The sequence below is a fragment of the Sphingobium phenoxybenzoativorans genome, assembly GCF_018286635.1.
Classification (GTDB): domain Bacteria; phylum Pseudomonadota; class Alphaproteobacteria; order Sphingomonadales; family Sphingomonadaceae; genus Sphingobium; species Sphingobium phenoxybenzoativorans.
Genome location: NZ_CP073910.1, coordinates 3,066,815 through 3,091,023 on the forward strand (window position 1 = coordinate 3,066,815; position 24,209 = coordinate 3,091,023).

22 protein-coding genes and 3 tRNA genes are annotated in these 24,209 nt (G+C 63.2%); 13 read left to right on the plus strand and 12 right to left on the minus strand.

The window, feature by feature from the left end; all coding sequences use genetic code 11:
- Positions 1-90 precede the first annotated feature (90 nt).
- Complete coding sequence (locus KFK14_RS15170) at positions 91-429, minus strand: cupin domain-containing protein (RefSeq protein ID WP_212608227.1); 339 nt, start codon at positions 427-429, stop codon at positions 91-93.
- A 66-nt stretch (positions 430-495) separates the two neighbouring features.
- On the minus strand, positions 496-2,598 hold the full coding sequence (locus tag KFK14_RS15175) for a malate synthase G (RefSeq protein WP_212608228.1): 2,103 nt from the start codon (positions 2,596-2,598) through the stop codon (positions 496-498).
- A 100-nt stretch (positions 2,599-2,698) separates the two neighbouring features.
- Here KFK14_RS15175 and KFK14_RS15180 point away from each other — a divergent pair, with 100 nt between their 5' ends.
- The gene (locus tag KFK14_RS15180) at positions 2,699-3,595 is read left to right on the plus strand and encodes a LysR family transcriptional regulator (protein WP_212608229.1); all 897 of its coding nucleotides are present in this window, start codon (positions 2,699-2,701) and stop codon (positions 3,593-3,595) included.
- A 106-nt stretch (positions 3,596-3,701) separates the two neighbouring features.
- Here KFK14_RS15180 and fahA read toward each other — a convergent pair whose 3' ends face one another.
- The 3 genes from fahA to hppD all read right to left on the minus strand — a co-directional run bounded on the left by fahA (position 3,702) and on the right by hppD (position 7,435).
- Positions 3,702-5,003, minus strand: coding sequence for a fumarylacetoacetase (gene fahA / locus KFK14_RS15185; protein WP_212608230.1), 1,302 nt, complete (start codon positions 5,001-5,003; stop codon positions 3,702-3,704).
- Complete coding sequence (hmgA, locus tag KFK14_RS15190; RefSeq protein ID WP_212611173.1) at positions 5,000-6,292, minus strand: homogentisate 1,2-dioxygenase; 1,293 nt, start codon at positions 6,290-6,292, stop codon at positions 5,000-5,002. The genes fahA and hmgA overlap by 4 nt, the downstream gene beginning before the upstream one ends.
- 90 nt (positions 6,293-6,382) lie before the next feature.
- Positions 6,383-7,435, minus strand: a complete 1,053-nt coding sequence (hppD, locus tag KFK14_RS15195) for a 4-hydroxyphenylpyruvate dioxygenase (RefSeq protein WP_212608231.1) — start codon at positions 7,433-7,435, stop codon at positions 6,383-6,385.
- Between the two features lie 77 nt (positions 7,436-7,512).
- Between hppD and KFK14_RS15200 the strand changes: the two genes are divergently transcribed.
- Complete coding sequence (locus tag KFK14_RS15200; RefSeq protein ID WP_212608232.1) at positions 7,513-7,980, plus strand: MarR family winged helix-turn-helix transcriptional regulator; 468 nt, start codon at positions 7,513-7,515, stop codon at positions 7,978-7,980.
- Between the two features lie 14 nt (positions 7,981-7,994).
- On the opposite strand, the gene KFK14_RS15205 is transcribed toward KFK14_RS15200, so the two are convergent.
- Genes KFK14_RS15205 through pgsA form a run of 3 tightly spaced genes read right to left on the minus strand, consistent with a single transcriptional unit; the run spans position 7,995 to position 9,268 of the window.
- Positions 7,995-8,441, minus strand: coding sequence for a molybdenum cofactor biosynthesis protein MoaE (locus KFK14_RS15205; RefSeq protein ID WP_212608233.1), 447 nt, complete (start codon positions 8,439-8,441; stop codon positions 7,995-7,997).
- Positions 8,438-8,698, minus strand: coding sequence for a molybdopterin converting factor subunit 1 (gene moaD, locus KFK14_RS15210; RefSeq protein WP_212608234.1), 261 nt, complete (start codon positions 8,696-8,698; stop codon positions 8,438-8,440). Before moaD ends, KFK14_RS15205 begins: the two co-directional genes overlap by 4 nt.
- Positions 8,699-8,704: 6 nt before the next feature.
- Positions 8,705-9,268, minus strand: coding sequence for a CDP-diacylglycerol--glycerol-3-phosphate 3-phosphatidyltransferase (gene pgsA, locus KFK14_RS15215; RefSeq protein ID WP_212608235.1), 564 nt, complete (start codon positions 9,266-9,268; stop codon positions 8,705-8,707).
- A gap of 174 nt (positions 9,269-9,442) precedes the next feature.
- Here pgsA and KFK14_RS15220 point away from each other — a divergent pair, with 174 nt between their 5' ends.
- Positions 9,443-10,738, plus strand: coding sequence for an MFS transporter (locus KFK14_RS15220; RefSeq protein WP_070157702.1), 1,296 nt, complete (start codon positions 9,443-9,445; stop codon positions 10,736-10,738).
- Positions 10,739-10,758: 20 nt separating this feature from the next.
- Here KFK14_RS15220 and KFK14_RS15225 read toward each other — a convergent pair whose 3' ends face one another.
- Positions 10,759-10,944 (minus strand): hypothetical protein, encoded by a 186-nt coding sequence (locus KFK14_RS15225; RefSeq protein WP_212608236.1) that lies wholly within the window; start codon positions 10,942-10,944, stop codon positions 10,759-10,761.
- Between the two features lie 220 nt (positions 10,945-11,164).
- Here KFK14_RS15225 and KFK14_RS15230 point away from each other — a divergent pair, with 220 nt between their 5' ends.
- Positions 11,165-11,818 carry a PilZ domain-containing protein gene (locus KFK14_RS15230; RefSeq protein ID WP_212608237.1) on the plus strand — a complete coding sequence of 218 codons (654 nt, stop codon included), beginning with the start codon at positions 11,165-11,167 and terminating at the stop codon, positions 11,816-11,818.
- Between the two features lie 129 nt (positions 11,819-11,947).
- On the opposite strand, the gene KFK14_RS15235 is transcribed toward KFK14_RS15230, so the two are convergent.
- Positions 11,948-12,023, minus strand: a tRNA-Ala gene (locus KFK14_RS15235).
- 75 nt (positions 12,024-12,098) lie between these two features.
- Positions 12,099-12,437, minus strand: a complete 339-nt coding sequence (locus KFK14_RS15240) for a TIGR02300 family protein (RefSeq protein ID WP_070158133.1) — start codon at positions 12,435-12,437, stop codon at positions 12,099-12,101.
- A gap of 149 nt (positions 12,438-12,586) precedes the next feature.
- Here KFK14_RS15240 and aroA point away from each other — a divergent pair, with 149 nt between their 5' ends.
- The 6 genes from aroA to KFK14_RS15270 all read left to right on the plus strand — a co-directional run bounded on the left by aroA (position 12,587) and on the right by KFK14_RS15270 (position 17,557).
- The gene (aroA, locus tag KFK14_RS15245; RefSeq protein WP_212608238.1) at positions 12,587-13,927 is read left to right on the plus strand and encodes a 3-phosphoshikimate 1-carboxyvinyltransferase; all 1,341 of its coding nucleotides are present in this window, start codon (positions 12,587-12,589) and stop codon (positions 13,925-13,927) included.
- Positions 13,924-14,559, plus strand: coding sequence for a (d)CMP kinase (cmk, locus tag KFK14_RS15250; protein WP_212608239.1), 636 nt, complete (start codon positions 13,924-13,926; stop codon positions 14,557-14,559). The genes aroA and cmk overlap by 4 nt, the downstream gene beginning before the upstream one ends.
- Positions 14,560-14,729: 170 nt before the next feature.
- The gene (gene rpsA / locus KFK14_RS15255; RefSeq protein WP_070156929.1) at positions 14,730-16,445 is read left to right on the plus strand and encodes a 30S ribosomal protein S1; all 1,716 of its coding nucleotides are present in this window, start codon (positions 14,730-14,732) and stop codon (positions 16,443-16,445) included.
- Between the two features lie 250 nt (positions 16,446-16,695).
- Positions 16,696-16,977 carry an integration host factor subunit beta gene (locus KFK14_RS15260; RefSeq protein WP_070156904.1) on the plus strand — a complete coding sequence of 94 codons (282 nt, stop codon included), beginning with the start codon at positions 16,696-16,698 and terminating at the stop codon, positions 16,975-16,977.
- A 92-nt stretch (positions 16,978-17,069) separates the two neighbouring features.
- A tRNA-Leu gene (locus tag KFK14_RS15265) sits at positions 17,070-17,156 on the plus strand.
- A gap of 107 nt (positions 17,157-17,263) precedes the next feature.
- Complete coding sequence (locus KFK14_RS15270) at positions 17,264-17,557, plus strand: hypothetical protein (protein ID WP_212608240.1); 294 nt, start codon at positions 17,264-17,266, stop codon at positions 17,555-17,557.
- Between the two features lie 82 nt (positions 17,558-17,639).
- On the opposite strand, the gene KFK14_RS15275 is transcribed toward KFK14_RS15270, so the two are convergent.
- Positions 17,640-18,113 (minus strand): Lrp/AsnC family transcriptional regulator, encoded by a 474-nt coding sequence (locus KFK14_RS15275; RefSeq protein WP_212608241.1) that lies wholly within the window; start codon positions 18,111-18,113, stop codon positions 17,640-17,642.
- Positions 18,114-18,238: 125 nt separating this feature from the next.
- Here KFK14_RS15275 and putA point away from each other — a divergent pair, with 125 nt between their 5' ends.
- The 3 genes from putA to KFK14_RS15290 all read left to right on the plus strand — a co-directional run bounded on the left by putA (position 18,239) and on the right by KFK14_RS15290 (position 24,111).
- Positions 18,239-21,877 carry a trifunctional transcriptional regulator/proline dehydrogenase/L-glutamate gamma-semialdehyde dehydrogenase gene (gene putA, locus KFK14_RS15280; RefSeq protein ID WP_212608242.1) on the plus strand — a complete coding sequence of 1,213 codons (3,639 nt, stop codon included), beginning with the start codon at positions 18,239-18,241 and terminating at the stop codon, positions 21,875-21,877.
- Between the two features lie 44 nt (positions 21,878-21,921).
- Positions 21,922-21,995 (plus strand) — tRNA-Gly (locus KFK14_RS15285).
- A 67-nt stretch (positions 21,996-22,062) separates the two neighbouring features.
- Positions 22,063-24,111: a transglycosylase domain-containing protein gene (locus KFK14_RS15290; protein WP_212608243.1), complete on the plus strand. Its 2,049-nt coding sequence runs from the start codon at positions 22,063-22,065 to the stop codon at positions 24,109-24,111.
- Positions 24,112-24,209 lie beyond the last annotated feature (98 nt).

A 24,209-nucleotide genomic window follows, 5' to 3' on the forward strand; every position in this document is an offset into this window, starting at 1 on the left:
ATCTACCGTGTTTTCTCCCGTTCGCCCTGAGCTTGTCGAAGGGTTGTCTTTCTTTTCAACGCTGGAAGGAGAGGCAGGGCTTCGACAAGCTTATGGCGAACGGGTTTTGACGGAAGCATCAAAATGCACCGCCAGCCACACGGTCGGCCCATGCGCATCGGTCCACGTCACCCGGTGCCGCCGGTTCGCCGGGATCAGCACATGATCGCCAGACCCCAGCACCGTCTCCCCCTCACCCTCGATCCACAACCCCGCCCTGCCTTTCAGCAGCAGCACCCACTCGTCATGCGGCTGGTCATAGGGCGCATCGACTGGCGTCGCCTGCCCATAGGACACGATCCGCTCGATCCTCACACCGGGACGGCTCAGTAAATCCGCAAAATCCTCGCGGGACCTGTCCTCCGGCAGCGCTTCAAAAAGATTGGGCATGGCGATCCTCCGAACGCCATGCCCAATCCCATCCCTTGTCCCGGCCCGCAAGCCGGACGAAAACAATCAGGCGAGCGCCTTCACCTTCGCGCGATATTTGTGCAGCAGCGGCTCGGTATAGCCGTTGGGCTGTTCCACGCCCTCAAACACCAGCGCCTTCGCCGCTTGAAACGCCAGGCTGTCGGCTTCTCGCCCGGCCATCGGGCTGTAGAGCGGGTCGCCCGCATTCTGCCCGTCGACCTTGGACGCCATGCGCGCGAAAGCGGCCTCCGCCTCCCCTTTCGAGCAGACGCCATGCAGCAGCCAGTTCGCCATATGCTGGGAGGAGATGCGCAGCGTCGCGCGATCTTCCATCAGGCCAACGTCATGGATATCGGGCACCTTCGAGCAGCCGACGCCCTGATCGATCCAGCGGACGACATAGCCCAATATGCCCTGCGCATTATTGTCCAGTTCGTCGCGGATCTCCTGCTCCGACCAGTTCTGCCCGGCGGCCAACGGAATGGTCAGCAGCGCTTCGATCGGCGCGATCGCTTCGGCTTTCCGTTCCTCCTGCCGCGCGAATACATCGACGGTGTGATAATGGGTGGCGTGCAGCGTCGCGGCGGTCGGGCTGGGCACCCAGGCGGTGTTCGCGCCGGTCTTCGGGTGGCCGATCTTCTGGTCCAGCATGTCCGCCATGCGGTCAGGCGCGGCCCACATGCCCTTGCCGATCTGCGCCTTGCCGGACAGGCCGCAGGCAAGGCCGATCTGGACGTTGCGGTCCTCATAGGCCTTGATCCAATCGGACGTTTTCATGTCGCCCTTGCGCTGCATCGGCCCGGCCTGCATCGAGGTATGCATCTCGTCGCCGGTGCGGTCGAGGAAGCCGGTGTTGATGAAGATGATCCGCTCACGCACGGCATGGATGCAGGCGGCGAGGTTCGCCGACGTGCGCCGCTCCTCGTCCATTACCCCGACCTTCAACGTGTGGCGGGACAGGCCAAGCAGATCCTCGATCGCATCGAACAGGTCGTTGGTGAACGCCGCTTCTTCCGGCCCGTGCATCTTGGGCTTCACGATATAGATCGACCCCTCGCGGCTGTTCACGAATGCGCCGTTCCGCTTCAGGTCATGCAGCGCAATCAGGCTGGTGATGATGCCATCGAGAATCCCTTCCGGTGCCTCGCTCCCATCGGCCAGCAGCACGGCGGGCGTGGTCATCAGATGGCCGACATTGCGCACGAACAACAGGCTGCGGCCCGGCAAAGTGAAGGTGCTGCCGTCCGGCGCGGTATAGGCGCGGTCGCCCTCCAGCGCGCGGGTCATGGTCTGGCCGCCCTTCTCGAAGCTGGCGGTCAGGTCGCCCTTCATCAGGCCCAGCCAGTTGGCATAGGCGGCGACCTTGTCCTCCGCGTCCACCGCCGCGACCGAATCTTCCAGATCGACGATGGTGGAGAGCGCCGACTCCAGGATGACGTCCGCCAGATTGGCGGGATCATCCTTGCCGATCGGATGGGCGGGATCGATCACTAGCTCGATATGGATGCCATTATTGCGCAGCAGGATATTGCTGCCAGACCGGCCGGCAAGCTGGCCCGCATCCTTCAGGTCAGGCTCGCCGCCAGTCCAGTCCGCCCAGCTCCCGCTCGCGAGCGGAACGGCCCCGTCCAGGAACGCTTTCGCCCAGGCAATGACCTTCGCCCCACGCTCGGCGTCATATCCCTTGCCCACGGCGGCGCCCGGAATGGCGTCGGTGCCGTAGAGCGCATCATAGAGGCTGCCCCAACGGGCATTGGCGGCGTTCAGCAGGAAGCGGGCGTTGAGGACCGGCACGACCAACTGCGGACCGGCCAGCCGCGCCAGTTCATCGTCGACATTCTGCGAGGTAATCGTGAAGGCGGCCGGTTCGGGAACCAGATAGCCGATCTCCTTCAGGAACGCCTGATAGGCGGCGCTGTCGATCGGCTGGCCCTTGCGCGCTTTATGCCAGGCGTCGATCTGCGCCTGGATCGTATCGCGCTTGGCCAGCAGAGCCGCATTGCGCGGCGCGAAGCGGGCGAAGATCGCCGCTGCGCCCGCCCAGAAATCCGCCGCCGCGATGCCAGTGCCCGGCAATGCCTGCTTCTCGACGAAATCGGCCAGTTCCGCCGCAACCTTCAGGCCGGATTTGTCCACGGTGATGCTCATGCAAAGGCTCCTGCTGCTTATGCTCGCACAGCTAGACCCACCCACCATCTTTCGGTAGACGATAAAAATTCATAACAGCTTTTCCTACGAAGAACAGATCATGATGGACCCGGACTATGACCTGTTTCTCGCCGTCGTGGAGGCGGGAAGCCTTTCGGCGGCGGGGCGATCCCGTCTCATGTCGCCCGCAATGGTCTCGAAACGGCTAAGCCGTCTGGAGCATAGGCTGCAGACCCGGTTGCTCCACCGCTCGACCCGCCGCATGGCGCTGACCCCGAAGGGAGAACAGCTCCATGCCGACCTCCTCGCCATTTCCGCCGCCATTGGAGAGGCGGAGGCGCGCGTCGCCGGCAACCCCGATCAGCCGGCAGGCCCCTTGCGCATCTCTGCGCCCACCTCCTTCGGGCGGATGCATCTCGCGCCGCATATCGCGCGATTCCTGGCGCTGAACCCGAAAATATCGCTGTCTCTGGATCTCAGCGACGCTTTCATTGACCTTTATTCCTCGCGCGTGGATGTGGCGATCCGCATCAGCGCCGCTGTCGATCCCGGCCTGACTGCCCACCGCCTCGCCACCAGCCGTCGCGTCCTGTGCGCCGCGCCCGCCTATCTTGCCGAGCATGGAGAACCGCATGGAATAGAATCCCTGGAGGATCACCGGTTGCTCGCCGCCAGCGGCCAACTTCCCTGGCAACTCACTGGCCCTGCCGGACCGGTCGGCCTTGACGCGAACAGCATCGTCTCAACCAATTCGAGCGAAGTGGTGCGCGAACTCGCCATCTCCGGCGCAGGAATCGCCCTTCGCTCCCTCTGGGATGTCAGCGAGGAGCTGGCGTCGGGCCAGCTTGTCCAGGTGCTGCCCGACCATGAAGGGTCATCGGACGTCGCCATTTTCGCGGTCCACCCGCCCATGCCTGCGCCAAGCCCAACCATCAGCGCGTTCGTCGCCTTCGCAAAATCGCTCTACGCGCCCTCTCCGCCGTGGGAATCCCGATAATCCCTATTCACCGTTCGGGCTGATCTTGTCGCAACCCTGCTCTTTCCTTCAGTAGGGCAGCCCTTCGACTAGCTCAGGGCGAACGGCTTATTATGAAGCGCCACGCTCATTTCGCGGGCAGGATGACCGCGCGGCATTCTCCCAATCCGATCGACGCGAATCCGGCCGCTTCGGCCCGGCCCCTCAGGATGATTTCATCGCCATCCTCCAGGAAAGCCCGCTCCTCGCCGGTTGGCAGCAGCACCTTGGTCTTGCCGCCTTCGGTCAGTTCCAGCAGGCTGCCATAACCCTCCCGTTCCGCCGCGGAGATCGTGCCAGTCCCCAGCAGATCGCCCGGCCGCAGGTCGCAGCCGTTGGACGCATGATGCGTCACGATCTGTTGCACGGTCCAATACATGTTTGACGCAGGACCATGCGACAGCCGGTGCGGCGGCATATTCGCCTCCCGCATCTTGGCGCTGGATATACAAACCTCCAGCGTGAGCGACAGAGCGCCCTGTGCCTGATCAGCTTCGTCCCACAAATAGGGCAAGGGCGCTGGATCGCCTTCCGGCCGCGCAGGCTGCGCTATGCGGAAAGGCGCCATCGCCTCGGCCGTCACCACCCAGGGCGATACGGTTGAATGAAAATTCTTCGCCAGGAACGGGCCAAGCGGCACATATTCCCACGCCTGAAAATCACGCGCGGACCAGTCGTTCAACAGGCAGAAGCCCGCCACATGTCCCGCCGCCTCGTTGATGGGGATTGCCTCGCCCGGCGCATTGCCCTGGCCGATCCACACGCCCAGTTCCAGTTCATAGTCCAGCCTGCCGGTCGGCCCCACCGTTGGCGCATCGGCATCGGGCGCCTTACGCTGTCCGCGCGGCCTGACGACCGGAACGCCGGATGACCGCACGGACGACGCCCGGCCATGATAGCCGATTGGCACATATTTATAGTTGGGCAGCAACGGATTGTCGGGCCGGAACAGCTTGCCGACATTGGTGGCGTGATGAATGCCGACATAGAAATCAGTATAATCGCCGATCGCCGCAGGCAGGTGCAGGGTGCAATCGGCGGCCGCGAACAGGCACGGTTCGATGCTTTCCCTGTGCTTCCCATCACTGAGCATCCGGCTCAGGCTCCGCCGCAGCGCCAGCCGGTCGGCTGAAGGCAATGCAAAAAGCGCATTTAGCGTCCTTCCTCGCACGGCATCCCGCACAGCCTCCGGCAGCAAGCCCCGTTCAGCGCACTGCGCCAAATCCAAGATATGATCGCCGATCGCCACGCCTGCGCGCGGCGCTCCAGCCTTTGGCGCAAAGATTCCCAGCGGGAGGTTCTGGACCGGGAAATCCGCATGCCCGTCCGCGCCGCTGACCCAGCTCGTCAGGGCCGGATCATGTGTATCGTCAATCTTAGGGAAGCTCATATCGCGCCGCTTCCGCCGCCCGGCACTTGCGCCTTTCGAAACCCGCTCCAGCACGCATCATAGTTCTGCTGGCGCAGAGGCGTCTCCATTGCGAACCGGCTCGGACGGAACGGAAAGCGGCTTTCGAACATGAAGGCGATCCCGTTGTCGATCTTGTGCGGCTTCAGTTCCGCCTCCACCGCCCGTTCATAGGTCGCCTGGTCTGGCCCATGTCCGGCCATGCAATTGTGCAGCGACGCGCCGCCCGGCACAAAGCCTTCCGCCTTCGCATCATAGGCGCCGCCGATCAGACCCATAAATTCGCTCATCACATTGCGGTGGAACCAGGGCGGCCGGAACGTGTCCTCTGCCACCATCCAACGCGGGGGGAAGATGACGAAATCGCAATTCGCCGTGCCGGGCGTCTCGGTGGGCGAAGTAAGCACGGTGAAGATCGAGGGATCGGGATGATCGAATGACACTGTGTTGATCGTATTGAACCGCCGCAGGTCATATCGGCACGGCGCCAGATTGCCGTGCCACGCCACAACATCAAAAGGCGAATGGGAAAGCGAGGCTGTCCATAGCCCACCGCAAAATTTGTGGACCAGTTCATATGGAGCGTCGATATCCTCGAACCACGCCTGCGGCGTCTCGAAATCACGGGGGTTGGCCAGGCCATTCGCGCCGATGGGACCAAGATCAGGCAACCGGAACAAGGCCCCATAATTCTCGCAGATATAGCCCCGTGCCGCGCCATCGGGCAGTTCGACCCGGAAACGCAGGCCGCGCGGAATAAGGGCCATCTGCTCTGGCGCGACAGTCATCACGCCCATTTCCGTGACCAACCGCAATCGTCCCTGCTGCGGCACGACCAGCATCTCGCTATCGGCGTTGCTGAAGGCGCGCGTCATTGACTGGTTGGCGGTGAAGATATGGATGCCCGTTCCCACGGCCATGGAGGGATCGCCATTGCCGCACAGGGTAACAAGGCCGTCGATAAAATCCGTTGGCCCGGCCGGAATTTCCATCGGGTCCCAACGCAAGCGGTTCGGTGTGGGCGGAGCCTCGTCAAATGGACCGGACCGCAGCAGCGACTCCCGCACATAAGGCATGAAGGCCGGATGGTTGGCCGCCGGACGGAGCCTGTAGAACCAGCTCCTCCGGTTTTCGGCGCGCGGCGCGGTAAACGCCGTGCCGGAAAACTGCTCCGCATACAGACCATAAGGCGCATGCTGCGGCGAGTTGCGACCCTGCGGCAATGCGCCATGCACAGCTTCCGTCGCGAAATGATTGCCGAACCCGGTCATCATTCCGCTGTCGCCATCTCCGCGCACAGCGGCGTCAAGCAATCCGGCAGGGACATGCGCCGTCATATTTCTCTCCTGCCGCCCGCTTGCTCAGGCATCGACCGTCACGACGCCGCGCCGGATCTGGTCCAATTCTATGGATTCATAGAGTGCCTGGAAATTACCGTTCCCGAAACCCTCATTGCCCTTGCGCTGGATGATCTCGAAGAAGATCGGGCCGAACATAGTCTCGGTGAATATCTGCAGCAGCAGCCCCTCATCATGGACATCCCCATCGATCAGGATGCGGTTCTGGCGCAACCGCGCCAGATCCTCGCCATGCCCCGGCACCCGCTTGTCGACCAGATCATAATAGGTGTCGATCGTATCCTGCAGCCGCACGCCATTGGCGCGCAGTTTCTCCACCGTGGAATAGATATCCGGCGTCGTCAGGGCGAGGTGTTGGATGCCCTCGCCATTATATTCGCGGATAAATTCCTCGATCTGGCTATTTTCATCCTGGCTCTCGTTCAGCGGGATGCGGATTTCATGATCCGGCGCGATCATCGCCTGGCTGAACAGGCCGGTCGCCTGCCCCTTGATGTCGAAAAACTTCTGTTCCTCGAAACCGAACAGCGTCGCGTAGAATTCGGACCAGACACGCATCTGCCCCCGGCGGACATTATGGGTCAGGTGGTCGAGCAGGTCGAGGCCGACGCCCCGCTCCGCCGACGCCTCTCGCCAACCGGGCACCTCATCCCAATCCGCAAAGGGATCACTGTCCACCAGATAGAGCAGCGAGCCGCCTATGCCCTCAATGGCATAAGTCCCCGGCAGAGCGCTCTGCGCGGTGTCGGCGTCGGTCGCCCCACTTTGAATGGCGTGGCGGTGCGCCGCTTTCGCGTCGGCGACGTTAAACGCCATGCCGTTGGCGGATGGGCCATGGGCGGCGCGAAACGCGCTGGCCTGTTCGCCCTCCCCGGCATTCAGGATGAACGCGATGCGCCCCTGCCGGTAAAGCGTCAGCCCCCTGTCCTTCCGGCGCGCGGCCGGAACAAATCCAAGCTGCTCGAACTGTCGCGCCATAGCGGCCGGATCGGGTGAGGTAAATTCAGCGAACGCAAAGCCATGCAGGCCCAACGGATTTTCGGAATCGGCGGCCATCGGCCCAGCTCCTATATAGTATCTATTGATACTATTATGGCGATTGGCCTAACTGGTGTCAAATGCTACCAGTTGGCATGCCTGCGAAAAAACTGCGCCTTGACGATTTCATCCCCTATCGGCTGTCATTCACCTCTAACCTTGTCAGTGACAGCATCGCTTCAGCCTATCAGGCGCTGTTCGCCATCAGTATTCCCGAATGGCGGGTTATCGCGCTGGTCGCCGAAAAGGATGCCGGCATCACGCAGCAGGAAATCTGCGCCAATTCCCGCATGGACAAGGTCACGGTCAGCCGGGCTGCGATCACGCTGGTCGAACGCGGCTTGCTGGACCGCATCCCCAATCCCGCGGACAAAAGATCGCACCTGCTCGTCCTGTCGACGGACGGTCAGCAGCTTTATGCCGCCATCGCGCCCAAGGCTCTGGAGCTGGAAGAACGGATTTTCGCTGAATTTGATGAGGCGGAGATTGCCGGTTTCACAACGATGCTGCGCCGGATCGACCGGATCGCACTTGGCCTCGCTCACGGATCCGACCGGAAATAGGGGTTACTGACCCGTCACTCCTCCCATTGTGCCGCCTTCGCATCATCTTCGGCCCGTGGCTCGACCCATGCTGACCGGCCATCGGCGAAGCTTTCCTTCTTCCAAAAGGGCGCATTGGTCTTGAGCCAGTCGATCAGGAAGGCGCAGCTTTCCAGAGCCGCCGTCCGGTGGCGGGAGGCGGTTCCGACAAATACGATCCGCTCGCCCGGCTTCAATGAACCGACACGATGTACGACCCGTATCCCCAGCAACGGCCAGCGCGCCATCGCCTTCGCCGCGATGCGATCCACCTGCGCCTGGGTCATTGCCGGATAATGGTCCAGCCGCAGCGTGACCAGCCCATCATCCCCCCGCACGATGCCGGTAAAGGTCGCCACGCCGCCGCCGCCGAGCGCCTCCAGCGCGGAAATTTCGGCGGCCGGATCGAAATCCGCCTCGCCTATCCGGCAGGATATGGTCATCCGCCTGTGACCGGAGGAAACAACGCCAGTTCCTTCGCGCCCTGCAATTTCGTGTCCATCGGCACGAATCGCTGGTCGATCGCGGCGCGCAGCTTGTCCGGCTTGCCCAGCGCCTCGGCATAGCCGCCGCCCCGCGCTGCAAGGGTCATCACCAGGTCAGCAACCGTCGCCATCGCGCCCGGATGGTCGATCCGTTCGCCATCCTTGCCGATGCTCTCGCGCACCCATGCGAAATACAGAATGTCGAGACCGGCCACGCCGGATCAATCCATATGGCGGACGCCGGCCCGCAGATAGTCCCAGCCAGTGATCAGCGTCAGAATCGCCGCCGCCCACAGGGTGAAGATGCCGGTCATATGCACGAATGGGAATTGCGGCATTGCCCCCGCCAGGATCAAAGCGCCCAAGCAGATGAGCTGGAATGTCGTTTTCCATTTCGCCAGCGCCGACACGGGAATCGACACCTGCAATCCGGCCAGAAACTCGCGCAGGCCGGACACGGCGATTTCCCGGAGCAGGATGATAAGCGCCGCGATCAGATGTACGCCGGTAATCGACGCCGCCTCATGCCGGGTGCCCACAAGCATCAGGATGACGGCCGCGACCATGATCTTGTCGGCGATAGGATCAAGGAACACGCCCAGTTTCGACACCGTGCCCTGCGCGCGCGCCAGATAACCATCGAAATAGTCGGTGATGCCCATCAGGCAGTAGAGCGCGAACGCCATGCCATAACCGGCGGTCCAGTGCGGCCACCAGAGCAGCCACACAAGCAAGGGCACGGCGAGGATTCGCGAAAGCGTCAGCAGGTTGGGCAGCGTCAGCATCGCCCACCGCCTGCCACAGCGCGAAAGCCGAAACAAGCAGGCGACGACGCCCGACAACAAAAGCGTCACGATCCGGGACTATCGGCGTCGGCAACAAAGGGCATTGGACAGGCCGACCGTCTGCCGCTAGACCCTGCGCCCAACGCCCGGAAACAGCGAGAAGACTTTTCCCATATGCAGGCCTCTCTCAGGCTTTTGTCCAAGCGTCGTTTCCTGCCGATTTTCGTCACTCAGCTCCTCGGCGCCTTCAACGACAACCTGTTCAAGAACGCGATGGTTCTGTTCGTGGTCTATGCCGTCTATAATGATGAGCGGGCCGAAACCTGGTTCAGCGCCATTGCGACGGGGTTGTTCATCCTCCCCTTCTTCCTGCTCTCCGCCCTGTCCGGCCAACTGGCCGATCAGCGGGACAAGGCGGGCATTATCCGCATCGTGAAACTGGCGGAAATCTTCATCATGGCGGTTGGCGCTACCGGCCTCTGGCTCGCCTGGGCGGACATCGCCGTCCATGTGCTCGCTATCCCGCTGATGCTGGCCGCGCTGTTCGCGATGGGCATCCATTCGACCTTCTTCGGGCCAATCAAATACGCGATCCTGCCCCAGCATCTTCAACCGCCCGAAGTGCTGGGCGGCACCGGCTTGGTCGAGGCCGGCACCTATATCGCGATTCTCGCCGGAACGATCCTCGCGGGGGTCATCTCGGTCAAGGTGGCGGCGATCGGCGTCGTGGTGATCGCCATTATCGGCTATGTGGCGGGCCGTCAGGTTCCCGCAGCACCGCCGATGGGCGCGCCCATGAAGCTCGACTTCCATTTCATCCGCGCGTCGATCACGCTGGTCCGCAACACCATGCATATTCGCCGACTCTATCTGGCGATTGTCGCGATCAGCTTCTTCTGGACGATTGGCGCGGTGCTGTTCATCCAGTTCCCGCCACTGGTGAAGAATGTGCTGACGGCCAACAAATCGGTCGCCAGCCTTTTCCTCGCCATCTTTTCCATTGGCATCGCCATTGGTTCGATTGCGATCAACCGGCTGCTTGGCGGCAAGGTTTCGGCGAAGTTCGCGCCCGCTTCGGTCATCGGCATGGGCATCTGCGTGTTCGCCTTCCATCTCGTCTGCCGTGGGTGGGAGGCAGCGCCGGAGGGGCAATATCTTTCCTTCTGGGATTTCCTCTATCATCCTGACGCTATTGCGATGACCGGCAGCCTGCTGGGCGTGGCGACATTTGGCGGCATGTTTGTGGTGCCGCTCTACGCCTTCCTGACGACAACGGTCGAAAAGCATGAGGCGGCGCGCACAGTCGCCGCCAACAATATCGTCAATTCCGGCGCGATGGTGGTCGGATCAGTGATCGCGATCACCCTGACCGCGATCGGCGTCGCGATTACTGATCAACTGGTTCTGGTATCGCTGCTGTGCCTGCCCTCGGCCTGGCTGGCCTGGAAGCTCCACTGCGCCTGCGACTGAACGACTGAAAAGTCGCCGCTTCAGGCGATAAAGCTGTAGAATACCGTGAAAAAGGCCGCAAAGCTCAACAGGAACAGCTTGAAGTCCTGATCATCGTCCCGCTGCGTCCTGGACGGCTTCGGCACGGAAAGGACATGGGGCGGCAGGGTCTGCCGGAAGGGGTGGCGGGCCGACTCGCTGGTCAGGACAAGTGCGCGTCTTTTCATATCGACCGGTTAACGCGCCGTTTACTTTTTCGGCCATCGGCATTGATGGTTAAGCCGGGGGCGTCCCCTTATGGCACATCGGCAAACGGGGTTAACGCGCGGAAAACCGCGATCATTCTCTGATCGTAAGCATTTTCCCTGTTTCATGGCAGAGCGGCGGGGTCCGGCTCTTGCACTTGCGAGGGGCAAGTCCGGCAACGAACTCGCGTGGAGAGCAAAGATGGAGCAAGTCGGAGCGGCAACGCCTTCCGTCGTCTCCCGGATTGAGCGCCAACCGAACACGGTGGAGCGGAGGTCCGACAAGAGGCATCTGACGGTACTGCGCGTCGGCAAGATCATGTCCGGCGGGCATGAAGAACTGTGCATGATCCGCAACATTTCCAGCGGCGGCCTGATGGCGCATATCTATTGCAGTCATGAAACCGGCGAGAGCGTGTCGATCGAGATCAAAAATGGTCATGTGATGACGGGCCGAATCGTGTGGACCGAAGGATTCATGGTCGGTGTCGAGTTTGACGAGCGGATCGACGTCCTCAACTTCCTTGCCAATGAGCAGACCGATCTGCTGTTCGGCAAGGTGCCCCGTGCGCCCCGTCTGCGGGCGAATATGGCGGTCGTGGTGCGCCGCGGCGCCCATTATGTGCATGCCGAGATCGAGGATATTTCCCAGGGCGGCGCCAAGGTGTCCGAGGGCGACGCCTTCGACGCCGACGATGACGTGGTGCTGATGGTCCATGGCCTGCCGCCCCGTCATGGCACCGTGCGCTGGCGGAAAAACGGCCAGGCGGGAATCAGTTTCAACGAACCGATTCCGTTCGAGGCCCTCGCCCAGTGGATCGCCCGCCAGGGACAACGCGACAGCGCTTCGAACTGACGGCCGCACAAGCGCAAAAAACCTCCGGCGGATCGTCCGCCGGAGGTTTTTTGCGTTTCGGGCTGCAAAGATCAGGGCGGATAGCACGCGCCCTTCAAAGATTCTGCCAGATGATTCTGGAGGGATGGTTGGTGGAGCCTAGCGGGATCGAACCGCTGACCTCCTGCATGCCATGCAGGCGCTCTCCCAGCTGAGCTAAGGCCCCGTAACCATGTCGCCGGCTGGGTAGCCCGGCGATGAGGCGCCGCCTTTAGGTCAGCGAGCGCCCCCTTTGCAAGAGTTAATTGTCGTCGTCGTCGCCGTCGTCGCCGCGCTCGACGCCCAGGTCGTCGTCGCCGCCCAGATCGACGTCATTGTCCGGCGAATCCTCGTCGTCATCGACGTCCAGATCGATATCCAGATCGTCATCGACCGTCTCATGCTCGCCGTCGGCGGTCTCAACCACCTTCTTCGGCGCGATTTCCTCATAGGGAAGCGGCTGCTTCGACTTGAGAACCGGCTCCGGCTCCCAGTGCGACTGGCAGTTGATGCAGGTGACGGGATCGTCCTTGCCCAGATCGTAGAAGCGCGTTGCGCATTTCGGGCAGGTCCGTTTCGTGCCCCATTCAGGCTTCACCATGTGCCGCCGTCCATCCTTGTTCAAATCAATGCTGAAATGCGCGGTCGAGGGCATCCCCGCCGCGAAGCGATGCGCGCCTTGCCATAGCTATGCCGCACTGTCAAAAGCCGGGTCGCTTTTTCTTGTTCCCTCCCGATCAACGGATACCGATGGCTCACCACGCCGACCCGCCTCAACCCGCAACCTTTCGCGCCGCGCCCGCCCTTTCAGGAACGGCCGCCATTCCCGGCGACAAGAGCATATCCCACCGTTCGCTGATGCTCTCTGCCCTGGCGGTTGGCGAAAGCCGTGTCGAGGGACTGCTGGAGGGTGAAGATGTGCTCGCCACCGCAGCGGCGATGCAAGCGATGGGCGCGCATATCGCGCGCGACGATACCGGCGCATGGCGGATCAGCGGAGTCGGCGTGGGCGGCCTGCTCCAACCCGCCACGGCGCTGGACATGGGCAATAGCGGCACCTCCACCCGGCTCCTCATGGGGCTTCTTTCCTCGCATGCGCTGACGGCGACCTTCATCGGCGATGCTTCGCTCAGCAAACGGCCGATGGGCCGGGTTATCGATCCGCTCAGCCTGATGGGCGCGGAATTTACGGCCAGTCCCGGCGGCCGCCTGCCGCTGACCTTGCGCGGCATCTGCCCCGCCGTGCCGATCGAATATCGCCTGCCTGTCGCCTCGGCTCAGGTGAAATCCGCCATTTTGCTGGCCGGTCTCAACGCGCCGGGCATTACCCGCGTGATCGAGCCTATACCGACCCGCGACCATAGCGAGCGGATGCTGCGCGGGTTCGGCGCGGATCTCACCGTCGAGACGCAGGTGGACGGCGCCCGCATCATCAGCCTGACCGGCGAGGCGGAGCTTTCCCCCCGCCACATCATCGTACCCGGAGACCCCTCCTCCGCCGCCTTCCCCGTTGTCGCCGCCTTGCTTGCGCCTGGATCGAAGGTGACCGTCACCAATGTCGGACTGAACCCCACCCGCGCCGGATTGTTTGACCTGCTGCGCGACATGGGGGGCAGCATCGAAGTGACCAACGCCCGCGATGTCGGAGGAGAGCCTGTAGGCGATCTGGTCGTGACCGCCTCCACCCTGCGCGGCGTCGAGCCGGACCCGGCGCGCGCGCCAAGCATGATCGACGAATATCCCGTCGCCTTCATCGCCGCCGCCATGGCGCAAGGGCGCAGCATCTTTCGCGGCCTTGAGGAACTGCGCGTCAAGGAATCGGACCGCATCGCCACAATGGCGACCGGCCTGCGCCTGATCGGCGCGCAGGTGGAGGAACTGGAGGACGGCCTGATCATCGACGGCACCGGCGGCGATCCGCTGCCCGGCGGAGGTCCCATCGCGACAAAACTCGACCATCGCATCGCCATGAGCTTCGCCATCGCCGGCCTTGTGTCCAGGAACGGCGTGGAGATCGACGACATGCGCCCCGTCGCCACCAGCTTCCCCGGCTTCATCGGCCTGCTGCGCGGGCTGGGGGCCGTTGCATGATCATTGCCGTCGATGGCCCCGCCGCTTCGGGCAAGGGCACCATAGCCAAGGCGCTCGCCCGCCATTACGGCCTCCCCCATCTTGATACCGGCCTGCTTTATCGCGCCGTGGGCCTTTCGGTGGCGCGGACAGGCGGGGACCCGGACGAGGAAAAAAGCGCCCTCGCCGCCTGCTATTTCGATGACACGCTGCTCGATGATCCGGACCTGCGTACTGAGGCTACGGGCGCGCTTGCGTCGCGGGTCTCCGTTCATGGCGCGGTGCGCGCGGCGCTCGTCCAGCGGCAACGCGACTTCGCCAATCAGGATGGCGGCGCCGTCCTCGACGGACGCGATATCGGCACGGTCATCGCGCCGGATGCGGACGCCAAGCTGTTCATCACCGCCAGCGCCCGCGAACGCGCCCGCCGCCGCGCGCTGGAGATGGAATCGCGCGGCGTCGCCGCCGACATCGAAAGCATCGTCGCGGAAATAGAGGCGCGGGACGCGCGCGACATGGGACGGGCTAACGCCCCACTCGTCCAGGCGGACGGCGCAGACTTGCTAGATACCAGCGATTTGGCTATAGACGCGGCCGTTCAACGGGCGATCGCGCTTGTGGACGCGCAACTGGAACGTCACCGCAAAGGGTGACCGTCAAGGCGCTTCGGGTTTCGAAGCGCCCTTTTCGCTTTTCGGGCATGGCGCGTTCCGGCACGGATTTCCCCGCGAATGCCCAGGCGGCATGCGGCCGTTTGGGCGGTTTGGCCAAAGACCGCCGGAGACAACCGGCCGGCCAGCAATGACGACGAAGGACTTTATATATGGCCTCTACGGCATTTCCGTCGCGTGATGATTTCGCGGCACTTCTCAATGATTCTCTCGGTGGCGAGGACGGCGGCTTCGAAGGCCGCGTGGTCAAGGGCACCATCACCGCCATCGAAAACGACCTGGCCGTCATCGACGTGGGCCTCAAGAGCGAAGGCCGCGTGCCGCTGCGCGAATTCGCAATGCCGGGCCAGAAGGCTGACCTGAAGGTCGGCGACGAAGTCGAAGTCTATGTCGATCGCGTCGAGAACGCCCACGGCGAAGCGATGCTGTCACGCGACCGCGCCCGCCGCGAAGCCGCCTGGGACAAGCTGGAAAGCGAGTTCACCGAGAATGCTCGCGTCGAAGGCGTCATCTTCGGCCGCGTCAAGGGCGGCTTCACTGTCGACCTCGACGGCGCCGTGGCGTTCCTTCCGGGTTCGCAGGTCGATATCCGCCCCGTGCGCGACGTCACCCCGCTGATGGACATCCCCCAGCCCTTCCAGATCCTCAAGATGGATCGCCGCCGCGGCAATATCGTCGTGTCGCGCCGCGCCATTCTGGAAGAAACCCGCGCCGAGCAGCGCAGCGGCCTCATCCAGACCCTGCACGAGGGTCAGGTCATCGAGGGCGTGGTCAAGAACATCACTGATTACGGCGCGTTCGTCGATCTGGGCGGCATTGACGGCCTGCTGCACGTCACCGACCTCAGCTACAAGCGCATCAACCACCCCAATGAGATGATCAACATCGGCGACACCGTCCGCGTGCAGATCATCCGCATCAACCGCGACACCCAGCGCATCTCGCTGGGCATGAAGCAGCTTGAGAGCGATCCGTGGGAAGGCGCGAGCGCCAAGTATCCGGTCGGCGCGAAGCTGTCGGGCCGCGTCACCAACATCACCGAATATGGCGCCTTTGTGGAGCTGGAAGCCGGTATCGAGGGTCTGGTCCATGTCAGCGAAATGAGCTGGACCAAGAAGAACGTCCATCCGGGGAAGATCGTCAGCACCAGCCAGGAAGTCGACGTGATCGTCCTGGAAGTCGACGAGGACAAGCGCCGCATTTCGCTCGGCCTCAAGCAGGCCCAGTCGAACCCGTGGGACAGCTTCGCAGAGAAGCACCCGGTCGGCTCGGTCGTCGAGGGCGAAGTCAAGAACGCCACCGAATTCGGCCTGTTCATCGGCCTGGACGGCGACGTCGACGGCATGGTCCACATGTCCGACATCGCCTGGGGCATTTCCGGCGAGGACGCGCTCAACCTGCACCGCAAGGGCGAGGCCGTTCAGGCCATCGTGCTCGACATCGACACCGAGAAGGAGCGCATCAGCCTTGGCATGAAGCAGCTTGAGCGTGGCGCTCCGGCCGCTGGCAGCGCTGGCGCCTCGTCCAGCTCCGGCCTCAACAAGAATGCGATCACCACGGTCACCGTTCTTGAAGTCCGCGACGGTGGCCTGGAAGTTCAGGCCGGCGAAGACGGCGCGACCGGCTTCATCAAGCGCAGCGACCTTGGCCGCGACCGCGACGAGCAGCGCCCCGATCGCTTCCAGGTCGGTCAGAAGTTCGACGCAATGGTCATCGGTTTCGACCGGGCCAAGAAGCCGAACTTCTCGGTCAAGGCTCTGCAGATCGCGGAAGAAAAGCAGGCTGTGGCGCAGTACGGCTCGTCCGACAGCGGCGCTTCGCTCGGCGACATTCTTGGCGAAGCATTGAAGGCCAAGAACGAAGGCTGATCGCTTACTGCATGATCTGAGTCGTTTCAGACTCGATACTTGCCGGGCCCGCCCTATCTTAAAGGATAGGGCGGGCCTTTCATTTTGACCCGAAACGGATCAATTATGACGACTTTAGCAGTCCAAATAGCAAAATATTGAATTAATGGGACAAGTCTTGGCCAATAGCGTGATTGTCATGCCCTGCACTTTTAGTTAAAAGACAATGAACATGACAGCGTGGGGGTGTCGTGTGCGCAGTGGAGGGGCAATGATCCGATCCGAACTCGTTCAGAAGCTGGCCGAAGATAATCAGGGACTGACACTGCAAGAAATAGAACGGATCGTTGATCTGTTCTTTCGCGAAATCATCGATCAACTGGCATCTGGCGGCCGCGTGGAACTGCGTGGCTTCGGGGCCTTCACGACACGTTCGCGTGATGCGCGCACGGGCCGCAATCCGCGCACTGGGGAAGCTGTCCCGGTCTCGGCGAAACGCGTCCCTTATTTCAAGCCCGGCAAGGAAATGCGCGAACGCCTCAACGAAGGCTGACGCTTCCCCCTTCTCCTCCTTGACGACCTCTGCTTGACGGTTGGAGCCGAACGCTTCACTGGCATCTGCGCGGGCGGTACTCCGGCCGGGATGCGGACGTGGCGAAATCGGTAGACGCAGCGGACTTAAAATCCGCCTCCCGTAAGGGAATGCGGGTTCAAGTCCCGCCGTCCGCACCAGACAAGTGATTGAAATATTTCCGGCGGCATTCCGCCTCCAAACTTGTCCTTGCCCGCGCAGATTGTCTCGATAACAATATTGTCAGTCATCGGCAGGGGGCGCTGGCGTGGGCAGGATCAAGCTGACATTCGATTGGGCGAATGCGCGCGCCAAGGACGGCGCGTTATGGATCGATTGCCATGACGGTTCCAACATTGTCGCGAAGATCAGCCAGGACACGATGAACGCCGCGATAAAGGGCGCCAGCAGCGACCTGATCGATCATGAGCGCGGCAGGCGGCAATGGCTCGAAACCGCCATCCGCCGCCGTTATATCGCCACCCGCGCCAGCGGCGGCGCAACCAAACGGCGGCCCGATCATGTCGAGGTACTGATCGTCGGCAAAGAGGATTTCGCCTGATCCTCCGGCATTGATCCTCTGGCACTGATGCTCCGGCATTGAACCTGACATTCGACCGCCCGCACCGGCCGGCCGGCGCGTCTCAGCCCGCCATTTCCTTCACCGCCTCCATCGCCACAAAGGTCGATGTGCTCGCCACATGCGGCAGGCTTGAGATTTTCTCGCCCAGCACGGCGCGATATTTGCGGATGTCGGCGGTTCTGACCTTCAGCAGATAATCGAAGCTGCTCGCCATCATATGGCACTCCTCCACTTCCCTGATCCTGCGCACGGCCGCATTGAACTCCTGCAGCGCCGCCTCCCGCGTGTCCGACAGCTTCACTTCCGTAAAGGCGATATGGTCCATGCCCAGCTTGACCGGGTCGACGATCGCCCGGAAGCCAGTGATATATTTCTCATCGATCAGGCGCTTCATCCGCACCTGGCAGGGCGTCTTGGAAAGCCCCACCCTTGCCGCAAGTTCGGTGACCGTCATGCGGCCTTCGCGCGACAATTGGTCGATGATCCTGATATCGAATTGGTCGATATGACCGCTATTTGCGAATTTTGAAGTCATATAAACTGCATACCTTCTGAATATCGATGATCTTATGCAATAATCGGCCAATCATAAGCCATAATGGCATAACGGAATATGCTATTGAGGGAAATCGATAGACTGCCTGCCTGACAGAGGTGCCCATGCCTGCCGAACCGACTTCCCCCTTCGCGTCTTTCGCCCCGCCGGTGCGTGAACCCTCCGCGTTGCGTCAGGCCATTACGGCGGCCTATCGCCGGGCCGAGCCGGATTGCGTTCAGGCGCTGCTGGAACAGGCCACACTTCCCGAAAACATCCGTCAGGCGGCGGCAGGCACCGCCACAACGCTGGTCACGGCCCTGCGCGCCAAACATAAAGGGACAGGCGTCGAGGGTCTGGTGCAGGAATATGCCCTTTCCAGTCAGGAGGGCGTTGCCCTCATGTGCCTCGCCGAAGCCCTTCTCCGCATCCCCGACGATGCGACCCGCGACGCGCTGATCCGGGACAAGATCGCCGACGGCGATTGGAAATCGCATATGGGGGGCGGCCGTTCGCTGTTCGTCAATGCGGCGACCTGGGGTCTTGTCGTCACGGGAAAGCTCGCCACCAGCGTCAATGATCGCGGTCTAGCCGCCGCCCTCACCCGCCTGATCGCCCGCTGCGGAGAGCCAGTGATCCGGCGCGGCGTCGATATGGCGATGCGGATGATGGGCGAGCAGTTCGTGACCGGCGAGACAATCGCCGAAGCCCTCAGGCGCTCCCGCCCGCTGGAGGCGCGCGGCTTCGCCTATAGTTACGACATGCTGGGCGAAGCGGCGACCACCGCCGCGGACGCCGCCCGCTATTATGCCGATTATGAGCAGGCCATCCACGCTATCGGCACGGCGTCCAACGGACGCGGCATCTATCAAGGCCCTGGCATTTCGATAAAGCTCTCCGCGCTCCACCCCCGCTATTCCCGCGCCCAGAGCGGCCGGGTGATGGGAGAATTGCTCCCGCGCGTGAAGGCGCTCGCGGCGATCGCCAAATCCTATGGCATCGGCTTCAACATCGATGCCGAGGAGGCGGACCGGCTGGAACTGTCCCTCGACATGCTGGAGGATCTGGCGCTCGACCCGGATCTTGCGAACTGGGATGGCCTGGGCTTCGTTGTGCAGGCTTATGGCAAGCGCTGCCCCTTCGTGCTCGACTGGATCATCGACCTTGCCCGGCGCGCCGAGCGGCGGATCATGGTCCGGCTGGTCAAGGGCGCCTATTGGGATGCGGAGATCAAACGGGCGCAGGTGGATGGCCTGGCCGATTTCCCGGTCTATACCCGTAAAGTCCATACCGACCTTGCCTATATCGCCTGCGCGCGGAAGCTTCTCGGCGCGCGCGACGTCATTTTTCCGCAATTCGCGACCCATAATGCTCAGACGCTGGCCACCATATACCAGATGGCGGGGCCTGGCTTTGCGACGGGCGATTATGAGTTCCAGTGCCTGCACGGCATGGGCGAACCGCTTTATGACGAGGTGGTGGGTCAGGACCGGCTGGACCGGCCCTGCCGCATCTATGCGCCCGTCGGCACGCATGAAACGCTGCTCGCCTATCTGGTGCGCCGCCTTCTGGAAAATGGCGCAAACTCCTCCTTCGTCAACCGCATCTCCGATCCCGACGTGCCGATTGCCGACCTGATCGCCGATCCGGTCGAGATTGTGCGCGCCATGCCCGTGCCCGGCCGCAAGCATGACCAGATCGACTTGCCTTCGGGCATCTATCGCGGCCGCCGCAACAGCGACGGGCTGGACCTGTCGGACGAAACCACCCTCGCCGTCCTGACCCAGACGCTTCAGGCCAGCGCTGCGCGGAACTGGACGGCGTCGCCATCCCTGGGCGGGATGGGCGAAAGTCCGCGCAATGTCCTCAATCCCGCTGATCATGGAGATGTCGTTGGGACAGTCGTGGAGGCATCGCCCGCTGATGTCGCCGCCGCTCTCGCCCGCGCCAACGACGCCGCCGCCATCTGGGCCGCTACGGCTCCCGCCGATCGCGCCGCCTGTCTGGACCGCGCCGCCGATCTTATGCAGCAAGCCATGCCCACCCTGCTCGGCCTCATCATGCGCGAGGCGGGAAAATCCCTGCCCAACGCCATTTCCGAAGTAAGGGAGGCCATTGATTTCCTGCGCTATTATGCCGATCAGGCCCGGCGCACCCTTGGACCGTCGCATGCGCCTCTTGGGCCTGTGACCTGCATCAGCCCGTGGAATTTCCCGCTGGCCATCTTCACGGGTCAGATCGCCGCCGCGCTCGTCACGGGCAATCCGGTGCTCGCCAAGCCCGCAGAGGAAACGCCGCTGATCGCTGCGGAGGGCGTCCGCATCCTGCATGAAGCGGGTATTCCTGCCGAGGTCCTGCAACTGCTGCCCGGCGAGGGCATTGTCGGCGCCGCGCTTGTTGCCGCGCCCGAAACCGCCGCCGTCATGTTCACCGGATCGACCGAGGTCGCCCGGCTCATCCAGAAGCAACTTGCGGCGCGCCTATCCGCCAATGGTAGGCCCATTCCCCTCATCGCCGAAACCGGTGGCCAGAACGCGATGATCGTCGACTCCTCCGCCCTCGCCGAACAGGTGGTCGCGGACGTCATCGCCTCCGCCTTCGACAGCGCCGGACAGCGTTGCTCCGCGCTCCGCATCCTCTGCCTGCAGGAAGAAGCCGCCGGCCGCATCCTCGCCATGCTGAAGGGCGCGCTCCACGAGCTCAGCATCGGCCGCACCGACCGCCTGTCCGTGGACATCGGCCCTGTCATCACCGGCGAAGCCAAGGCGACGATAGAGGCGCATATCGCCCGTATGCGCAGCCTGGGCCATTCCGTCGAGCAGATCGGCCTTGCCGCCGAGGCGAGCCGAGGCACTTTCGTCCCGCCGACGATCATTGAGATGGACAGCCTGTCCGACCTTGACCGGGAAGTGTTCGGCCCTGTGCTGCACGTCATCCGCTACCGCAGGGCGCAGCTTGACCGGCTGATCGATGACATCAACGCGACCGGCTACGGCCTGACCTTCGGCCTGCACACGCGCCTCGACGAAACGATCGCCCATGTCAGCGGCCGGATCAGGGCGGGCAACCTCTATGTCAATCGCAACATCATCGGCGCGGTGGTGGGGATGCAACCCTTTGGCGGACGCGGCCTGTCCGGCACTGGACCGAAGGCAGGCGGGCCGCTCTATCTCGGCCGCCTCGTCGCCAATCCGCCTGTGCCGCCACAGCATAGCTCCACCCGCATCGATCCTGCCTTGTCAGATTTCGCGCTATGGCTGGATGCTCAAGGCGATCCTGAACTGGCTGATAAGGCAAGGCATTATGGCAGCCTGTCAGCGCTCGGAATGCAGATTGCGCTTCCCGGCCCCGTGGGCGAAAGCAATGTCTATGCCCTTCATCCGCGCGGCCGCATCCTGCTGATGCCGCAAAGCCGCGCAGGTCTGATCGAACAGCTCGCCGCCATCCTTGCGGCCGGCAATGAAGCCGTCATCCATGGCAAGATCGCGCTGGAAAAGAATGTCCCGGCAAGCATCGCTACTCGTATAACGCATTCGGGCGATCTTGCCGCCTCCGGTCCCTATGCCGCCGCGCTGATCGAAGGCGACGCCGCACAGATCATCGCCGCGCAACAGGCCATCGCCGCCCTCCCCGGCCCGATCCCGCTTGTTCAGGTCCATGACGGCGCGGGCAGCTATTGCCTCGACTGGCTGCTGGAGGAAGTGTCGACCTCCATCAACACCACGGCGGCGGGCGGCAATGCCAGCCTGATGACGATCGCGTGATGCCACTTGACGCCATCCCCAAAACTTAGGATTGCGGGCGCATCGCGGGTGTAGCTCAATGGCAGAGCAGAAGCTTCCCAAGCTTACGACGAGGGTTCGATTCCCTTCACCCGCTCCAATCGTGCGACGTTCCCGAAAGGGGAGCTTGACTGTATCATGTCAATAATACAGTCTATCCGTCAGTCATGAACGAAGCACCCTCTGGCCCCGTGGACTTTGGCGCGACGCCGCATCCCGCGACGACGGGACCGGTTCCGTTTGGCGGCCCGCCCAGCTCCTTTCCGCCGCCAACGCCTTTCCGCAAGAAGCTGCGCATCCTCGCGTGGATCGCGGCCGGGTTGCTCGCCATCTTCTTCGCGCTGGTCGCCTGGCTGGCGGTCACTGCGCCGCTTTCGCGTTCGTTAAAGCCCATCGCGCCGCCCAGCATCACGCTGATCTCCGCCGACGCGAGGGTCATCGCGCGCAAGGGTGCGATTATCGACAAGCCAGTCGCCATCGCCGACCTGCCCAAACGCGTGCCCGAAGCCTTCATGGCGATCGAGGACCGCCGCTTCTACAGCCATTGGGGCATCGACCCGCGCGGCATCGCCCGCGCGATGTGGCGCAACCTGTGGGCGGGCGGCACCAAGGAAGGCGGCAGCACCATCACCCAGCAGCTTGCCAAGGGCGTGTTCCTCACCAATGACCGCACCGCGGGGCGTAAACTGCGCGAGGCGCTGATCGCCTTCTGGCTGGAGGCGTGGCTGACCAAGGACCAGATCCTCGAACGCTATCTGTCCAACGTCTATTTCGGCGACAATGTCTACGGCCTGCGCGCCGCCTCTCTCCACTATTTCAACCGGCAGCCAGAGAGGCTGACGGTCGCGCAGGCGGCCATGCTCGCCGGACTGCTCAAGGCGCCCTCCCGCCTTGCCCCGACCAGCAATCTGGAGGGGGCCCGCGCCCGCGCGAAGCTCGTCATCCATGCGATGGTCGAGGCCGGTTTCCTGACGCCGGAGCAGGAGCGCGAAACCCGCCCCGCTATCCTCGACGTGACGGAAGCGCCGGAATCGACCAGCGGCACTTATTTCGCCGACTGGGTGCTGCCGGAGGCGCGCGATCGCGCCGGGGCCGTCTATGGCGCGCAGGACGTGACCACGACGATGGACTCGAAGCTGCAGAAAATAGCCGAGGGCGCTGCCCGCCGCGCGCCGCTGGGCAAGGCGCAGGTCGCCATCGTCACCATGAAGCCGGACGGCAGCGTCGTCGCCATGATCGGCGGGAAAAGCTATCAGAAAAGCGCCTTCAACCGCGCCATTCAGGCGCGGCGGCAGCCCGGCTCCACCTTCAAGCTGTTCGTCTACCTTGCCGCCTTCCGCGCCGGGATGACCCCGGACGACATGATCGACGATACCCCGATCACGGAGGGCGAATATCGCCCCGCCAATCATGACCGCAAATATCGCGGCCGCATCACCTTGCGTCAGGCATTCGCCGTGTCCAGCAACGTCGCCGCCGTCCGCCTGGCGGAAAAGGTCGGAATCAGGAACGTGATCCGGGCGGCTCGCGACCTTGGCGTGCGCAGCCCGCTGGGCGAGGACCCCAGCCTTGCGCTCGGCACATCGGAAATCACCCTGCTGGAGCTGACACAAGCCTATGCGTCCGTCGCCGCGGGGGCCTATCCGGTTATCGGCCACGGCCTGCCGCCGGAGGAACAGAGCTGGCTCGCCAAGCTGATGGACCGGCAGAAGGCGTTCAGCGATGACGAGCTGGAGATGATCCGCGACCTTCTCTCCTCCGCCGCCAATCGCGGCACCGGCAGCGCAGCCGCGCTGCGCACCAGCACCTTCGGCAAGACCGGCACGACGCAGGATAATCGCGACGCCCTGTTCGTCGGCTATGCCGGGGGTCTGGTGACGGCGGTGTGGGTCGGTAATGACGACAACACCCCGCTCCCCGGCATAGCGGGCGGCGGCATCCCGGCGCGCATCTGGCGCGATTTCACCTCCCGCGCCATCGGCGAACCGACCGAAACGGAGACCCCCGCCGACAATGACGAGGATCTGGTCAACGCCATCGCCAATATCAGCGTGGAAACCAACATCGGCAATCTGTCGATCGGCGTCGGCCCCAACGGCCTAAACCTCGACATTGCGCCGCTGCGGCCCACCGAGCCTGCGCCCAGCGGACCGGTCGCGCCGCCGCCCCTTCCCGCCACTGCCCCGGCGCAACAACCGGCGGAAAAGCAGCAATAGCCCGCGCTTTGCGTTTTTCCTGTTTCCGCTCTGTTGCGGTGCGACAATCCCGCTGGCAATTCCGGTAAAGCCGGGGGATATTCCGTGCGCCGGCGGAT

Excerpts from the sequence above, each read along its gene's own strand:
- KFK14_RS15170 (WP_212608227.1), bottom strand. The coding sequence starts at position 429 with ATGCCCAATCTTTTTGAAGCGCTGCCGGAGGACAGGTCCCGCGAGGAT.
- KFK14_RS15175 (WP_212608228.1), bottom strand. The coding sequence starts at position 2,598 with ATGAGCATCACCGTGGACAAATCCGGCCTGAAGGTTGCGGCGGAACTG.
- KFK14_RS15180 (WP_212608229.1), top strand. The coding sequence starts at position 2,699 with ATGATGGACCCGGACTATGACCTGTTTCTCGCCGTCGTGGAGGCGGGA.
- fahA (WP_212608230.1), bottom strand. The coding sequence starts at position 5,003 with ATGAGCTTCCCTAAGATTGACGATACACATGATCCGGCCCTGACGAGC.
- hmgA (WP_212611173.1), bottom strand. The coding sequence starts at position 6,292 with ATGACCGGGTTCGGCAATCATTTCGCGACGGAAGCTGTGCATGGCGCA.
- hppD (WP_212608231.1), bottom strand. The coding sequence starts at position 7,435 with ATGGCCGCCGATTCCGAAAATCCGTTGGGCCTGCATGGCTTTGCGTTC.
- KFK14_RS15200 (WP_212608232.1), top strand. The coding sequence starts at position 7,513 with ATGCCTGCGAAAAAACTGCGCCTTGACGATTTCATCCCCTATCGGCTG.
- KFK14_RS15205 (WP_212608233.1), bottom strand. The coding sequence starts at position 8,441 with ATGACCATATCCTGCCGGATAGGCGAGGCGGATTTCGATCCGGCCGCC.
- pgsA (WP_212608235.1), bottom strand. The coding sequence starts at position 9,268 with ATGCTGACGCTGCCCAACCTGCTGACGCTTTCGCGAATCCTCGCCGTG.
- KFK14_RS15220 (WP_070157702.1), top strand. The coding sequence starts at position 9,443 with ATGCAGGCCTCTCTCAGGCTTTTGTCCAAGCGTCGTTTCCTGCCGATT.
- KFK14_RS15225 (WP_212608236.1), bottom strand. The coding sequence starts at position 10,944 with ATGAAAAGACGCGCACTTGTCCTGACCAGCGAGTCGGCCCGCCACCCC.
- KFK14_RS15230 (WP_212608237.1), top strand. The coding sequence starts at position 11,165 with ATGGAGCAAGTCGGAGCGGCAACGCCTTCCGTCGTCTCCCGGATTGAG.
- KFK14_RS15240 (WP_070158133.1), bottom strand. The coding sequence starts at position 12,437 with ATGGTGAAGCCTGAATGGGGCACGAAACGGACCTGCCCGAAATGCGCA.
- aroA (WP_212608238.1), top strand. The coding sequence starts at position 12,587 with ATGGCTCACCACGCCGACCCGCCTCAACCCGCAACCTTTCGCGCCGCG.
- cmk (WP_212608239.1), top strand. The coding sequence starts at position 13,924 with ATGATCATTGCCGTCGATGGCCCCGCCGCTTCGGGCAAGGGCACCATA.
- rpsA (WP_070156929.1), top strand. The coding sequence starts at position 14,730 with ATGGCCTCTACGGCATTTCCGTCGCGTGATGATTTCGCGGCACTTCTC.
- KFK14_RS15260 (WP_070156904.1), top strand. The coding sequence starts at position 16,696 with ATGATCCGATCCGAACTCGTTCAGAAGCTGGCCGAAGATAATCAGGGA.
- KFK14_RS15275 (WP_212608241.1), bottom strand. The coding sequence starts at position 18,113 with ATGACTTCAAAATTCGCAAATAGCGGTCATATCGACCAATTCGATATC.
- putA (WP_212608242.1), top strand. The coding sequence starts at position 18,239 with ATGCCTGCCGAACCGACTTCCCCCTTCGCGTCTTTCGCCCCGCCGGTG.
- KFK14_RS15290 (WP_212608243.1), top strand. The coding sequence starts at position 22,063 with ATGAACGAAGCACCCTCTGGCCCCGTGGACTTTGGCGCGACGCCGCAT.